15 protein-coding genes are annotated in these 13,846 nt (G+C 48.5%); 9 read left to right on the forward strand and 6 right to left on the reverse strand.

What is annotated here, in order from left to right; translation table 11 throughout:
• The first annotated feature begins 2 nt into the window (after positions 1–2).
• The 6 genes from HMPREF1212_RS03875 (at position 3) to HMPREF1212_RS03900 (ending at position 6,600) form a co-directional block, all read left to right on the forward strand.
• Positions 3–1,535: a sulfatase family protein gene (locus tag HMPREF1212_RS03875; RefSeq protein WP_028726176.1), complete on the forward strand. Its 1,533-nt coding sequence runs from the start codon at positions 3–5 to the stop codon at positions 1,533–1,535.
• Between the two features lie 316 nt (positions 1,536–1,851).
• Positions 1,852–2,235, forward strand: coding sequence for a hypothetical protein (locus tag HMPREF1212_RS03880; RefSeq protein ID WP_225607919.1), 384 nt, complete (start codon positions 1,852–1,854; stop codon positions 2,233–2,235).
• Between the two features lie 377 nt (positions 2,236–2,612).
• Complete coding sequence (locus HMPREF1212_RS03885; RefSeq protein WP_147337514.1) at positions 2,613–3,080, forward strand: hypothetical protein; 468 nt, start codon at positions 2,613–2,615, stop codon at positions 3,078–3,080.
• 5 nt (positions 3,081–3,085) lie between these two features.
• Complete coding sequence (locus HMPREF1212_RS03890) at positions 3,086–4,513, forward strand: replicative DNA helicase (protein ID WP_046148497.1); 1,428 nt, start codon at positions 3,086–3,088, stop codon at positions 4,511–4,513.
• A 4-nt stretch (positions 4,514–4,517) separates the two neighbouring features.
• Positions 4,518–5,993, forward strand: a complete 1,476-nt coding sequence (locus HMPREF1212_RS03895) for a CHC2 zinc finger domain-containing protein (RefSeq protein WP_046148498.1) — start codon at positions 4,518–4,520, stop codon at positions 5,991–5,993.
• A 154-nt stretch (positions 5,994–6,147) separates the two neighbouring features.
• The gene (locus HMPREF1212_RS03900; protein ID WP_028726179.1) at positions 6,148–6,600 is read left to right on the forward strand and encodes an HU family DNA-binding protein; all 453 of its coding nucleotides are present in this window, start codon (positions 6,148–6,150) and stop codon (positions 6,598–6,600) included.
• Positions 6,601–6,616: 16 nt separating this feature from the next.
• Here HMPREF1212_RS03900 and HMPREF1212_RS03905 read toward each other — a convergent pair whose 3' ends face one another.
• The gene (locus tag HMPREF1212_RS03905) at positions 6,617–6,868 is read right to left on the reverse strand and encodes a DUF4248 domain-containing protein (RefSeq protein ID WP_044191296.1); all 252 of its coding nucleotides are present in this window, start codon (positions 6,866–6,868) and stop codon (positions 6,617–6,619) included.
• A 100-nt stretch (positions 6,869–6,968) separates the two neighbouring features.
• On the opposite strand from HMPREF1212_RS03905, the gene HMPREF1212_RS03910 reads away from it, so the two are divergent.
• Both HMPREF1212_RS03910 and HMPREF1212_RS03915 read left to right on the forward strand, forming a co-directional pair.
• The gene (locus HMPREF1212_RS03910; RefSeq protein WP_028726181.1) at positions 6,969–7,427 is read left to right on the forward strand and encodes a glucosaminidase domain-containing protein; all 459 of its coding nucleotides are present in this window, start codon (positions 6,969–6,971) and stop codon (positions 7,425–7,427) included.
• A gap of 37 nt (positions 7,428–7,464) precedes the next feature.
• Positions 7,465–7,755 (forward strand): hypothetical protein, encoded by a 291-nt coding sequence (locus HMPREF1212_RS03915; RefSeq protein ID WP_046148499.1) that lies wholly within the window; start codon positions 7,465–7,467, stop codon positions 7,753–7,755.
• Positions 7,756–7,774: 19 nt separating this feature from the next.
• On the opposite strand, the gene HMPREF1212_RS03920 is transcribed toward HMPREF1212_RS03915, so the two are convergent.
• From HMPREF1212_RS03920 to HMPREF1212_RS03935, 5 genes are all read right to left on the reverse strand, one after another.
• Positions 7,775–8,305 carry a hypothetical protein gene (locus tag HMPREF1212_RS03920; RefSeq protein WP_052724911.1) on the reverse strand — a complete coding sequence of 177 codons (531 nt, stop codon included), beginning with the start codon at positions 8,303–8,305 and terminating at the stop codon, positions 7,775–7,777.
• Between the two features lie 514 nt (positions 8,306–8,819).
• Entirely contained in the window at positions 8,820–9,146 is a 327-nt protein-coding gene (locus HMPREF1212_RS03925; protein ID WP_052724912.1) for a type II toxin-antitoxin system RelE/ParE family toxin, read from the reverse strand.
• Entirely contained in the window at positions 9,143–9,394 is a 252-nt protein-coding gene (locus tag HMPREF1212_RS03930; RefSeq protein WP_046148500.1) for a hypothetical protein, read from the reverse strand. The genes HMPREF1212_RS03925 and HMPREF1212_RS03930 overlap by 4 nt, the downstream gene beginning before the upstream one ends.
• Positions 9,395–9,572: 178 nt before the next feature.
• On the reverse strand, positions 9,573–9,731 hold the full coding sequence (locus tag HMPREF1212_RS27090) for a hypothetical protein (protein ID WP_181988922.1): 159 nt from the start codon (positions 9,729–9,731) through the stop codon (positions 9,573–9,575).
• 122 nt (positions 9,732–9,853) lie between these two features.
• Positions 9,854–10,147, reverse strand: a complete 294-nt coding sequence (locus tag HMPREF1212_RS03935) for a nucleotidyltransferase family protein (protein ID WP_028726185.1) — start codon at positions 10,145–10,147, stop codon at positions 9,854–9,856.
• A gap of 164 nt (positions 10,148–10,311) precedes the next feature.
• On the opposite strand from HMPREF1212_RS03935, the gene ileS reads away from it, so the two are divergent.
• Complete coding sequence (gene ileS / locus HMPREF1212_RS03940; RefSeq protein WP_046148501.1) at positions 10,312–13,740, forward strand: isoleucine--tRNA ligase; 3,429 nt, start codon at positions 10,312–10,314, stop codon at positions 13,738–13,740.
• Positions 13,741–13,846 lie beyond the last annotated feature (106 nt).

Below are 13,846 nucleotides of genomic sequence, written 5' to 3' on the forward strand. Positions count from 1 at the left end.
AAATGAAAGCACAAACGATTCTATTCTCATGCTTTGTAGCCGGTATGTCCCTGAACATGGTTGCCCGGGATAAGAAACACCCGAACATCATCTTTATCTTGGCCGATGATTTGGGTTATGGAGACCTCTCTTACCTGAATGAAAACGGCAAGATCAAGACTCCACACCTTGACAGGATGGCCGCTGAAGGAGTTGTCTTCGGTGATGCCCATTCGAGTTCGGCCGTCAGTACACCGACACGTTATGGCGTGCTGACGGGGCGTTACAACTGGCGTTCTATCTTGAAGAATGGTGTATTGCACTGGTATGATACTCCCCTGATCCCTTCCGGTCGCACCACAATGGCCAGTATGCTCCGTAACCAGGGATACAGCACCGCTTGCATCGGGAAATGGCATCTTGGTTTTAATTTCCCCACAAAAGACGGAAAGATGCCGGTAGACAAGCCGGATGAATATAATCTTGATTTCACGAAAGAGATTACCGGAGGGCCTTGCGATGTCGGTTTTGATTATTTCTTCGGGGTCGATGCTCCCAACTATCCTCCGTATTGTTTTATAGAAAATCGGCATACGGACGGGGTGCCCGATACGTATTATCCGGTCAACCAGAATATGGACAGCCGTGCGGGGCGGGGATTGCAAGGTTGGGAGATGAAAGATGTATTACCCACGATAGAAAAGAAGGCGATGGAGTATATTGACCGGTCGGCGGTCGGCGACAAGCCTTTCTTCCTCTATTTTCCGCTCACATCGCCCCATACGCCGATCGTGCCGACCGATGAGTTTGCCGACCGGTCGAAACTGAATGCGTATGCCGACTTCGTTATGCAGTCGGATGCCGTGGTAGGTAGTATTCTGGATGTATTGGAAAGGAATAAAATTGCTGATAATACCGTTGTCGTCTTCACATCCGACAACGGTTGCTCGCCGTGTGCCGATTTCGAACTGCTGGGTCGGAAAGGCCACGACCCCAGCTACATTTTCCGTGGAATGAAATCCGATCTTTTCGAAGGCGGACATCATGTTCCTTGTATTGTCCGCTGGCCGGCACAGTCTGAACCTCGACGAGTGGATCAGACGATTTGCCTGACGGACTTCATGGCGACCTTTGCCACCCTCACTGGCTACCCACTGGCTGACGATGAGGCCGAAGACAGTTACAATATCCTTCCTCTGTTGACCGCCCCCGAAACGGGCCTGGCTGTCCGCGAAGCGATCGTCCACCATTCCATTGACGGCTCTTTCGCCATTCGCCAGGGCCAATGGAAGCTTCTCCTTTCTTCTTATTCCGGAGGTTGGAGCGAGCCGCGCAAACCGCAGGAAGGTACCCTCGAATGCCAGCTCTACGATCTGGAGAAAGACCCCGGAGAGACTTGTAACGTCTACGGTGCCAATCCCGAAATAGCCCGCCGCCTGCACGACCAGCTCATCCGCTACGTGGAAGAGGGAAGAAGCACCCCGGGACTACCTCAAAACAACGACGGTCCTTATCCGTGGAAACAATTATCGTGGATGAAGAAAATGTCTCGTTGAAAAGTAGTTTGCCGTACTTTTTTTAAGTAGGACTATAGTGTCGTTTAAGATAACACTATAGTCCTGTTTCCTTTAGCACTACTGTGTTACCACATTTACCACTATCATGTCATGCGACAAAAACGTTTTTGTCGTATTTGTCACGAAATTGTCAACAAAAAATTTAACAGACTGTATGATTGTCATTTACCTTTACCTGTTTGATGGTTCCGGAAGAAAGCGGCTATACATAAACAGTCGAATGGAAAATATAATAACGCACCTTTGCGGGGGATACTATCGCTCCTTCGCTCGATTTAAACAGCAAGTTAAAAATATGGAAGAAAGTATGACATTTTTGCAGGATTGCGCCCGGTTCCTGCAAGAGTCGGCCGATGGCGGCGACGATCCGAAGAAGATACGTTTTACTCATCTTTTCTTTGAAACCTACGGAAAACAATTAGCCGGGCCTTGCGGATGTTCCGACCTGATTTTAGATCATCAATTGATAAAAGTAAACCACCGCGAGTTTTTTATCGACCTGATGCATGCCTCGCTCTCGTTAGGGGTAATGGATTGTCATTCAGATCATCTGGCAAGAAATCTTCAGGCCGTTTTCGATGTAGGGTTTGCGCTGTCTACGCTACAGAGAAAGTTGCGTGCAGATACGCGCCTGACGAATAGACTTCACGAAAAGTTGAAGCATTACAAAGATTGGTAACACGCCTTTACCTCAGTTTCTATAATAAATAAGAATATGAATTCCGGCTGCCTTTCTTCCGGATACCTCTTGTTTTACGGCCCTTCCCTGCGATAAAATCATACTCTTTCGCCTTCCCCGGTTCATTACCTTTGCCTCTGTGATCTTTATTTAAAACGGAAAAAGAGAAAACCTCGGAAGGTAATCTTATTTACATATTCTTATTATATTATATAAGGCGTCCCGCCGATCGTCCCATGATTGTCCCGCAGTTCTCTTTTTGCATGGTTTAAATGATTGGAAATAAATCTCTTATTCATAGCTGAGATCGTCCCGCGATTATTCCGCCGATTGTCCCACCTATACGTAGCCTATTGTTCAACTTAAATACGGGTAAAATGAAATGTCAGGAACTACAAAAGAACGGGAGAGGGAGCAGGCGCAACGGCTTTTTGCGTGTCCCTCATTTTTTACTGGATGACCTTTACTCCGACGACCCGGTGCGGCGGAGCAAGGCCGGTGTTTATCTCTGTTTGCTGAGGCATCTCTATTTTGCCGACGGGGTGGTGGTGGTGAACAGGCGGCGGATGACCTGTCGCAAAGGGGAGTGGATAACCACCGTCAGGCAGTTGGAGCAGAAAACAGGCATCCCCCGGACAACCATCGGCCGAGTGCTCAAACGCCTGGAGGAAGAAGGGGATTTTGAAATACGCCATGAAGGACGGTTCACATTCGTACGATCCCTCCGGGTGGAGATGGGGACGGATGCAACGGCGGTTCCGAAGGAAGAAGTTCCCCGCCCCGGAGATGCCGCCTTCGGGGGACGCTCTGTAGAACGGCCGAATTATAAACGATTTAAAGAGTAAGTGTCATGAAAAACGAACAAACGAAAAACACAGTCCCGCCGGCGACTGTCAGTGTGGCTGCCGGGAATTACGCGAACAACGCGGGCCGTATGCCTTCTTCCGAAGAGATGGAGCAGGCTGTTGTATTAGCTATCCTGGCACAGAGTGCCGCCATCTGCGAGGTGGGCGACCGCCTGCGTCCGGAAATGTTTACCAATCCCGATTACTGCCTGGTCTACCGGGCGATGCTGGCACTTTACCAGCATGAGGCGGATATCGACATGCTGAGCGTGGAACGCGAAATGCGCCGGCTCGATCCGGACTATACCGCGAAGCTGAACGGCCTGGCTTTCATTGCCGACGGACTGTTGAAGGTGCGTAATGCCGCATTCATCAAAACCTATGCCGCCTGGGTGATCCGCTGCTGGGTGTTGCGCCAGGCGATCATGCGGATGACCGCCCGTATTGCCGAAGCGCACGAACCGGGGGTGGACGTGACGGCCCTGCTCAATGCCTCGCACAAGGATCTGGAGAAGCTGGAAGAAGAATTTGCCGTGCATAGCACGACCCGTACGGTGGCCGAAGTGGGCGAACGGGTGCTGGCGGAGATCTATCACGAACAGGAACGGCGGCGGGCCGGCGAACAGTTGCAGATCAGCACGGGGCTGGACGAGTTCGACCATTACCTGGGAGGTCTCTATAAAGGGGAATTGCTTGTGCTGGCCGGCCGCCCTTCAATGGGAAAGACGGCACTGGCGCTTCACATGGCTCTGTCGGCCGCCCGGCAAGGGAAGAAGGTTTGCCTGTTCAGCCTGGAGATGACCGAACGCCAGCTGATCAGCCGCCTGCTCTGCACGCTGAGCGGTGTGGAGCCCGATAAGCTGCGTTTCAAGCTGCTGGATGACGACGACCGCCGACGGTTGGACAAGGCGGCTGACGAGCTTCACCGCTTGCCGCTCTTCCTCAATTATTGCAGCGGCAGCGGGCTGACGGAGATACGGGCGCGTTGCATGATCCTGAACCGTAAGCATAAACTGGATCTGGTCATTATCGATTACCTGAACCTGATCAATGTCAGTTCCGACCGTGCCGAAGTGAAGGACACGATGGATCTGGCGCTGGGCGAGGCGGCCGGAAAACTCAAGACGCTGGCTATGGAGCTGGATGTCTCTTGCCTGACATTGGCCCAGTTGAACCGCAACTGCGAGACGCGTACCGACCATATCCCGGTGATGAGCGACCTGCGCAACTCCGGCGAGATCGAACAGATTGCCGACAGTATCGCGATGGTGTACCGCCCGGAGCAGTACAACGAGCTTTACGACAACGTGACCCACGAGTCCTACCATCGCGTAGGCCGTCTTTTCATCATCAAAAACCGTAACGGCGGTACGGGCGAGGTTCGTTTCCGCTACAACGACAGCCTGACACAGATCTATCCGTATAAAAAGTAAAATCATGGATATAAAACGATTGAAAGCGGCCAACCCGATAGAGAAGGTGGCTGCGCGTTATGGGACGTTACATCGTTCCGGGGTGAATTATAAGATGCTTTGTCCGTTTCACGACGACCATCATCCTTCGCTGGGCATTCATGTAGGCGGCCAGTATTTCAAATGCCATGCCTGCGGGGCGGGGGGCGATGTGATCGGGCTGGTGATGGGGTTCGAGCATTGTCTGTTTGCGGAGGCGGTGAAAATTCTGGCACCGCAGGAGGCTGTCGGTAAGCCGTCGACACACCCCCTTTCCCCTTCCGAGAAGGGAAAGGTTACTCCGGTTGATGATCGGAAACGGTCTGTTATCATCAAAGAAAATAACGATTTCCTGCGCTTGTTGCTTCCCGTTGCATCCGGACACTGCGAACTGTCTCCCACCTGGCTCGACTTCGGGGTGGGACTTGCCCCGGCCTTCGTTCCGGAGCCGTTCAGGGCGATGCGCGGACGGATCATCTTCCCGGTGTACGATGCCGACGGAATACTTACCGGGTTTGGTGCACGGCGGGTGGATAGCAGTGTGGAGGCCGGGGAGCTTTCCGACACTCCCAAGTATCTGAATTCGGCGAATAACGGGTTGTTCGACAAGAGCCGGATGTTGTACGGTATCCACCGGGCGGCAGCGGCTATCCGGTTGGAAGGTTTTGCTTACCTGACCGAAGGGTATAAGGATGCATTGGCCATGCATGCCGCCGGTTTTACCAATACGGTGGCCTTGGGCGGGACGGCTTTTACATCGGGGCAGGCGGCGCTGTTGCATAGTTTCTGCAACCGGGCGGTGCTTTTGCTCGACAACGACACGGCAGGGCAGGCGGCAACGGTTCGTCTGCTGGAAGAACCGCCCGGAGGATTGCAATTGGGCAGCCTGCGGTTGCCTACGGCGAAAGACCCCGACGAGTTGTTCCGCAGGCTGGGATGTGTCGGCTTTTACCGGTATATGCAATTATTGACAGAGCGGGTGGGGATCGGCGAGAAGCGCCTGTTGGCTTTCTGCCTGAAACATCCTGAGACGGCCCGGCATGTGGAACGTATGCTTGCGGAGGATGACCTGCCGTTCACGTCGGAGGTCTACCGCAATCTGCTGCATTTTACGGCTATGGGCTTGTCGTCTTCTATGATACCGTCCACAGAGCGGCTGTTGACCGGTATACTCTCCGCCGTCTTACCGGATTTACCCTTGCCGGCAGGCGTTCCGCCCTCTTTGCTGAGCGAAACGGAGGAGGCCGTTTGCCACGACCTGGTCGAGTATTTCCGCCTGGAATATTACGAAGAACGTATCCTGGCCGAAACATCCCGGCTGACGGGGCTGCTGAAGGAAACGCACGGATCGCATACGGAACTGTTGGAACGCCTTTCCCGCCACCTCTCCGTACAGGCCGGTTTAACGGCTTCCTTGTCGCGTACGCCGGTGCTCGACGAACGCTGGCTGTTATGTAAATAGCCTTATTTACCCGGCAAATACCGACAAATACCGACAGGGAAGTACAACCGCCGACAATGGCGGACAGAGGCTTTCCGGGCTGCCGTACCTTTACAGTGTAATATTACAAGAGAGAGTAAGAAACGGAGTCAGTAACTTTTTAATTGAAAGGATTATGTCGGTAAAGTATCGATTGGTATTAAGGCGTGATATGAGCAAAGACGCTGCGGCTGATGCGAAGTTGTTTTATGCGGCGAGCAGTTCGAACGGGATGTGCGATTTGACAATGCTTTGTGACATTATCGCCGACCGTTCGGCGGCAACCGCAGGGGATGTGAAGCTGGTGCTGGATGGTCTTTTGTTTGTGGTGAAACAGAAATTGCAGGATGGGCAGACCATCCAACTGGGTGACCTGGGATATTTCCAGGCGGTATTGGGAAGTAAGGGGTCGAGTACCAAGAAGGAGTTTACTCCGGATATGGTAAGGCGGCCGAGGATCACGTTCCGTCCGGGGAAAGCGTTGCTGGAGCTGGCCAAGAAGCTGAAGGTCGAGCGTATGATGCTCGATAAGGAGGACAGTGGTTCGTCCGGTGGTGGTGGCGAAGACGACCGTCCGGTAATCGAGTAGCGGCGGAGGCCGCCTGTCAGCATCCGGGAGGGCCCAGATGGCGGAAGATACAGGCGGCTTGTTTCGGGGTCAGTAACTTACGGCCGGGTTTCCATCCGTTGGCAGTCAGCTGGGACATCAGTTCCCGGCTGACGCTGATCCAGCGGCCGAGTTGACGGGTGGCACTCTCCGGTTTGATATGAGGAAAATAGAGAATGGCTAGTTCCTGGTATCCCCATGAACGTTCTATTCCGTAGTCGGATCCGACGGTTTGTTCTTCTGTTTTCATACGATGTCTTTTTGATGTTTACTATACCCAAATATAGTGAAATATCGGATGAAAGTCAAGTGTTTTGTGATATTTGTGCTATATAAAATCATACTATCTTATGACAAAATATGAATTTGTAAAACGTTTTCTTCCTGAAGCCGAAGCGGCGGAGAAACGGTTCCGTATCAATCCGGTAATCATGCTTGCACAGGCGGCTATCGAGTCGGGTTGGGGGGAGAGCGATCTGGCGAAACAGCATCGCAATTTGTTCGGTATCACCGGATATGGGCCGTCCAACGAATTCTGGCACGGTTACCAGGTAATACTGTCGGAGGGTGGATTGCCGTTCCGTAAGTATGCCGATACGCAGAGTAGCTTTTTCGATTATGCCCGGCTCATTGCTACGGCTTATCCGGTGGCTGCCGCGGCTAGTTATTATCCCGCTGCTTTTGCCCGTGAAATTGCGTACAGCAAATATATCAGTGAGGTGAACGGCGATAACCGGGCCGTTTACTGCCGCTTGCTCGACAACCTTTCGTCGGCGATCGGTAAGTTGATCAAGACACCGGTGTGTTGAATATCTTTTGTTTTATCCCTAAAAAAATCAATAGTGTATGAATGCTCTTCGTATTGTTTGTAAATTCCTGTTGTCATTGGTGCATACCCTTTTCCCGCAAGGGCTGAAAGGGAGGCACTGCCAGCCAGGCGATCCCGTGGTTGGGGCTGACAGCACTGTTGTCGATCCTCTTGTCGCAAACGGAAGTTGCCCTGGCGGCCATCGGGGCGATCCTGTCGATCATCCGTCCGGAAGCCGCGAACCGGAAAAACAACCGCCCCCATTAACTCCCGGCAACCTGCTGGGATGGCTGCTGATCGGCGCGGCGACGGTGAAGTTGTTTTGTTAAGTTACTTCTGGGTGGTAGGTCAATTCGCTTTCCACCCTTCCGCCATTAACTGATCTTTCAGCAATTGTATCTTTGAGTGTAATGTGTCGATTTCTATGTCTTTTTGAACGCCATTATCGAGGTAGCCTCTTACAAATCCGGATTGGATACTTATATCCATAATTGCTTCCTGGAATATACATTTAACTTTCCGGGGAGTAAGGCCTAAATGTCCCGCAACCTCTTCGATGCTTAACTTTGTGGCCAGTGCATGGAATACTATTTTCTTCAGATCGGAGTTCAGTAAGTTTCTCATTTCCGATATGATCAATAAATATTCGGGCGACAGGCTTTTAAGTGCTTCAATGATGAAGTCACATTCTTTATCAGTATATGTTTGCGAAGATTGTTTATTTTCTGCCGGAATGTTTTCGGATGGGGATACAAAGCCGGTGTTTTCGCTTGCTACTTCTTTCTGATCGGGTTGTATATTGCTCAAAAGGAGTGGCTTCTGATCGTTTGGGAGGAGAAGTTTTACATAATCGCGTATTTTAGTCAACAGGTTAATCATAGAATAAATCGTTTTATCTGATACATATTATTTGCTATATAATAGATACTATCCTATTCTCCCGAACCGGACAGTTGTAGAGTCCCCTCTTCACTATACCTTTTACTGAATTGTATGATTGTTTAATATATTATCTAGTGTATGGGCTGTAAAAAGTATAGCTTGAAAAAGACATAAAAAAACGTGGCGCTATTGCTACATCTCAGCCCTTGTGGGTATCCCTCCCTTGCACACTGATAGTAAGCAACAGCCCACGTCATATCATATATAATTACATATATACAAATAACATGGGCATTTTGTTGCTACTATCTCAGTTGTGCATATATTGGATGTTTACAAGGAACTGAGATAATATTTTAAAATGCCTTATTCTAAATATTTCTACAGAACAGAACCTAACGCTATAGCTTCTGCACTTTCTGTAATACTGCAAAGATAGTGGATACGATTAAATAAACAACTGTTTATAACGAAAAAATGCCTCGTTGACTTAGAAATCATGAGTTGTATATTACTTACGGCCTTTTATTTCGCTTTGAAGAAGTTCCGGGTTACGTCGGCAATCCCAAAGCATATGAATATATAGATATTTATCGTGAATGGTATAAATTATTTTAATGTGACCGGAGACTAGCGAACGATAGGTGAGTTGATCAATATTTTCCAGGCTGGTTTCACAAAATCCTAGGAGGGGATGCGAACTGAGCAAATGATATATATCGTGATGAAGCGTATCACGGACTTTTTGTGCTGTTTTAGTACCAAAAGTATCCCGATAATAAAATATAATCTGGTCGAAGTCGTTTGCTGCGAATGGATGCCATATTATATCCATCATATTATATTTTTCATTCGCTGTTCCATCTCTTCTCCGCTGATACCTATTCCGGCAATAGCGTCTTTACCCGTAATGGACAATCGCTGGCGAACTTCTTCAAGAGTGTATTCACAAGGGCTTGTCTCCTGTTTGTTGTTCCGGAGCTTACTTAGATATTTTCTAAGTTTTCCGATGGTTTCGCTATTATCGATGTTTAATATTTCACGAACCAATTCTACTTTGCTGGCTTCAAGTTCTATCGTTGTCATAATGCAAGTCTTATTTTATCAGTTTACGGATATTACAAAGTTACAATAAAGCAGTAACATAGCCTAACTGAATGTTATTTTATTTCCATTCAGTAATAGAATAGCTGTAAAGCTTTTACCAGAGATACGATCGAGTGTTTAAAGTAATCCTTTTTACTGATTGTATGATTATTCATATTCACATCATAAAGGTTGCTATTTTCTTTATATTCTCGTAAGCTTCCTTTATACGTCTTTTTTCATCGTCAGAAGCAGGTTTCACATCCTTAATGGATTGATTAAAACGCTTTGCATCTTCTCCAAATAAGATCGGAGTCTCTTTAATCGGTTTGGCCATCGTAATAATTATTTATAGTTTATAAATCCAATGCAAAGATAAATATTATTCCTGATCTTTCTCCTAATTTAGTCTGGAAAAGATCAATTATACACGAATGAATTAATACTATCCTGTTTTTGTCAAACATACAAAGCTTCCTTTTCGATATTTCGTTTCAGATACTCATCCATACGATCACGCAATCTTACCAGATCGACCTTGGATCCTAGCAAAGCTTCAAGTTCAAATTTGATACGGGCTAATGTGAGAAGATTGGGAGCAGGGGCTTCAAAACAAATATCCACATCGCTATTTTCTGTTTGCTCGCCACGGGCAACACTGCCGAAAATCCCCATGCGGACAATACCATATTTACCGGCATGGGAATCCATATATTGCCGTAATAGTGTCAAGTATTCATTTGTCGATTTCATAGCAGTTACCTTATTATGCGGTCAAAGATAGTTATATTTTTTTGAAAAGGAGATTACTTAGCTTTGTAAAATCCAATCAGGTTCTGCGAATTTCTTTATTGCCTAATTAGAATTAAATCACTAACTTTGCGGCATTTTTAGAAGAAAGATAAATATAACGCGAAATGAGTAAGAAATTTGCCGAATATTCTAAGTTTGACTTATCGAATGTCAATAAAGAGGTGCTGAAGAAGTGGCAGGATGGAGACATCTTCCACAAGAGTCTTGAAATCCGCGAAGGATACCCCTCATTTGTATTTTACGAAGGACCGCCTTCTGCAAATGGTATGCCGGGTATTCACCACGTTATTGCCCGTTCGATTAAGGACATTTTCTGCCGTTACAAGACCATGAAAGGATTCCTGGTCAACCGTAAGGCGGGATGGGATACGCACGGCCTGCCGGTTGAGTTGGGTGTGGAGAAATCCATGGGTATAACCAAGGAAGATATCGGCAAGAAGATTTCTGTCGCTGACTATAATGCAGCTTGCCGACGCGATGTGATGAAGTTTACCAAAGAATGGGAAGACCTCACCGACAAAATGGGTTATTGGGTAGATATGGAAAATCCGTATATCACCTACGATAACCGTTACATCGAAACGCTGTGGTATCTGCTGAAAGAATTATATAAGAAAGGTTTGCTGTACAAGGGATATACGATCCAACCGTATTCGCCGGCAGCCGGAACAGGTTTGAGCTCGCATGAGTTGAACCAGCCGGGTTGCTACCGCGACGTGAAGGATACGACCTGTACGGCTCAATTCCATATCCTCGATCCGAAGCCCGAAATGGCACAGTTCGGTGACCCGTTCTTCCTGGCCTGGACGACTACTCCGTGGACATTGCCTTCAAATACAGCTCTTTGTATGGGGCCGAACATCACGTATGTGGCTGTTCAGACCTACAACCCGTACACCGGTATGCCAATGACGGTCGTACTGGCGAAGGATTTGATGGGGGCACATTTCAATCCGAAAGCTGCCGATCTGGAGTTATCTGATTACAAGATAGGTGATAAGCTGATCCCGTTTAAGGTTGTCGGCGAGTGGAAAGGTTCGGAACTGGCAGGTATGCATTACGAACAGCTGATCCCGTGGGTAAACCCGGGCGAAGGTGCTTTCCGGGTAATCAATGGTGACTTTGTGACTACTGAAGACGGTACGGGTATCGTACATATCGCCCCGACTTTCGGTGCGGATGACGACCGTGTGGCTAAGGTTGCCGGTGTCCCGCCGTTGATGATGATCGACAAGGATGGCAACAGACGTCCGATGGTGGATATGACCGGTAAGTTCTATCTGCTGGAAGATCTGGATCCGGAGTATGTACAGGCTCATATGAACGCTGCCGATTACGATCCGTGGCAGGGTAAGTTCGTAAAGAATGCGTACGATCCGGAAAAGACCGACAAAGACGAAACATTGGATATCGAGATATGTATGATGCTGAAGGTGCAGAACCGCGTGTTCCGTATCGAAAAGCATGTACACAACTACCCGCACTGCTGGCGTACCGACAAACCGGTATTATATTATCCGCTGGATAGCTGGTTTATCCGTACTACTGCTTGCCGCGACCGTATGATCGAACTGAACAATACGATCAACTGGAAGCCACAGAGTACCGGTACGGGCCGTTTCGGTAAATGGTTGGAAAACCTGCAGGACTGGAACCTGAGCCGTAGCCGTTATTGGGGTACCCCGTTACCTATCTGGCGTACGGAAGACGGAACGGAAGAAATATGTATCGGTTCGGTGGAAGAACTGTACAACGAAATAGAGAAAGCTGTTAAGGCCGGATTTATGGAAAGCAATCCTTATAAGGTGAATGGCTTCAATCCGGGTGAATACAATAAGGATAATTACGAGAAGATAGACTTGCACCGTCCGTATGTGGATGAGGTGATCCTTGTTTCTGAAAGCGGTAAGCCGATGAAACGTGAGACAGACCTGATCGACGTTTGGTTCGACTCGGGTGCGATGCCGTATGCTCAGATCCATTATCCGTTTGAGAATAAGGAAGTACTGGATAACCGTACGGTTTATCCGGCCGACTTTATCGCCGAAGGGGTAGACCAGACTCGCGGATGGTTCTTTACCCTGCATGCGCTGGCAACGATGGTGTTCGACAGCGTGGCTTACAAAGCGGTTGTTTCCAACGGTCTGGTGCTGGATAAGAACGGTAACAAGATGTCCAAACGTCTGGGAAATGCCGTCGATCCGTTCTCAACGATCGAACAGTATGGTTCCGACCCGTTGCGTTGGTATATGATTACGAATGCATCACCTTGGGATAATATCAAATTCGATATCGAAGGTATGGACGAAGTACGCCGTAAGTTCTTCGGTACATTATATAATACCTATTCTTTCTTTGCCCTGTATGCAAATGTAGACGGCTTCGATTACTCGCAGCCGGATGTGGCATTGAACGAGCGTCCGGAAATCGACCGCTGGATCTTGTCGTTGCTGAATACACTGGTGAAGGATGTGGACGGATATTATGAGACATACGAGCCGACACGCGCCGGACGTGCTATCTCCGAATTCGTAAACGATAACCTGAGTAACTGGTATGTACGCCTGAACCGCCGCCGTTTCTGGGGTGGGGGCATGACGACCGATAAGTTGTCTGCTTATCAGACTTTATATACTTGTCTGGAAACTGTAGCCAAATTGATGTCGCCGATCGCTCCGTTCTACGGGGATCAGCTGTTCTGCGACCTGATTGCCGTTACCGGACGTGAAACGGTAGAGTCCGTACACCTGTCGGACTTCCCGAAATATGATGAAGCATTGATCGACAAAGATCTCGAAGAACGTATGAAGATGGCACAGGATGTTTCTTCTATGGTATTGGCTCTGCGTCGTAAAGTAAATATCAAGGTGCGTCAGCCGCTGCAAACGATCATGGTGCCGGTTGTGGATGCCCACCAGCAGGAAAGCATCGAAGCGGTGAAGAACCTGATCCTGAACGAAGTGAATGTGAAGGATCTGAAGTTTGTCGATAACGCCGCCGGTATTCTGGTGAAACGTATCAAGCCGGACTTCAAGAAGTTAGGCCCGCGTTACGGTAAGATTATGAAGAGCCTGGCTGCCGCTATCCAGGGCATGAACCAGGAAGATATCATGGCTTTTGAAGCTGCCGGTACATTCACGCTGAATGTGGAAGGACAGGAAGCGACTATCGAACGGGCGGATGTGGAAATCATTTCGGAAGATATCCCGGGATGGCTGGTTGCCAACGAAGGCCGCCTGACTGTTGCATTGGATATCACGGTAACAGAAGAATTGCGTAAGGAAGGATTGGCCCGCGAACTGGTGAACCGTATCCAGAACCTGCGTAAGAGCAATGGGTTTGATATAACCGATAAGATCACTGTTACGGTTCTTTCTTCCGACGAAATGGATGAAGCGATTAAAGAATATAATGAATATATTGCAAACCAGGTGCTGGCTGTATCTGTTGAAATAACAGATCATGCGATAAGCGATGCCACCGTGCTTGATTTTGAAGACTTCAATCTGTCGGTTCGTATCGAGAAAGAATGATTTTTTATTAAAAAAGAAAGGCGTCCCTTGCCGCATATAAATATTGTCGTATATTTGGACTGCGACTTTGGATCGCCTGATGTTATATTATGAATGTTGAACCTAA

The sequence above is a fragment of the Parabacteroides sp. HGS0025 genome, assembly GCF_000969845.1.
Lineage (GTDB): Bacteria > Bacteroidota > Bacteroidia > Bacteroidales > Tannerellaceae > Parabacteroides > Parabacteroides gordonii.

Bases quoted from the DNA above. Each gene is read 5' to 3' on its own strand.
- HMPREF1212_RS03930 (WP_046148500.1), bottom strand. From the start codon at position 9,394: ATGACAACGATAGAACTTGAAGCCAGCAAAGTAGAATTGGTTCGTGAA.
- HMPREF1212_RS03875 (WP_028726176.1), top strand. From the start codon at position 3: ATGAAAGCACAAACGATTCTATTCTCATGCTTTGTAGCCGGTATGTCC.
- HMPREF1212_RS03920 (WP_052724911.1), bottom strand. From the start codon at position 8,305: ATGATTAACCTGTTGACTAAAATACGCGATTATGTAAAACTTCTCCTC.
- HMPREF1212_RS27090 (WP_181988922.1), bottom strand. From the start codon at position 9,731: ATGGCCAAACCGATTAAAGAGACTCCGATCTTATTTGGAGAAGATGCA.
- HMPREF1212_RS03925 (WP_052724912.1), bottom strand. From the start codon at position 9,146: ATGATGGATATAATATGGCATCCATTCGCAGCAAACGACTTCGACCAG.
- HMPREF1212_RS03895 (WP_046148498.1), top strand. From the start codon at position 4,518: ATGGATATAAAACGATTGAAAGCGGCCAACCCGATAGAGAAGGTGGCT.
- HMPREF1212_RS03880 (WP_225607919.1), top strand. From the start codon at position 1,852: ATGGAAGAAAGTATGACATTTTTGCAGGATTGCGCCCGGTTCCTGCAA.
- HMPREF1212_RS03885 (WP_147337514.1), top strand. From the start codon at position 2,613: ATGAAATGTCAGGAACTACAAAAGAACGGGAGAGGGAGCAGGCGCAAC.
- HMPREF1212_RS03935 (WP_028726185.1), bottom strand. From the start codon at position 10,147: ATGAAATCGACAAATGAATACTTGACACTATTACGGCAATATATGGAT.
- HMPREF1212_RS03915 (WP_046148499.1), top strand. From the start codon at position 7,465: ATGAATGCTCTTCGTATTGTTTGTAAATTCCTGTTGTCATTGGTGCAT.
- ileS (WP_046148501.1), top strand. From the start codon at position 10,312: ATGAGTAAGAAATTTGCCGAATATTCTAAGTTTGACTTATCGAATGTC.
- HMPREF1212_RS03900 (WP_028726179.1), top strand. From the start codon at position 6,148: ATGTCGGTAAAGTATCGATTGGTATTAAGGCGTGATATGAGCAAAGAC.
- HMPREF1212_RS03890 (WP_046148497.1), top strand. From the start codon at position 3,086: ATGAAAAACGAACAAACGAAAAACACAGTCCCGCCGGCGACTGTCAGT.
- HMPREF1212_RS03905 (WP_044191296.1), bottom strand. From the start codon at position 6,868: ATGAAAACAGAAGAACAAACCGTCGGATCCGACTACGGAATAGAACGT.
- HMPREF1212_RS03910 (WP_028726181.1), top strand. From the start codon at position 6,969: ATGACAAAATATGAATTTGTAAAACGTTTTCTTCCTGAAGCCGAAGCG.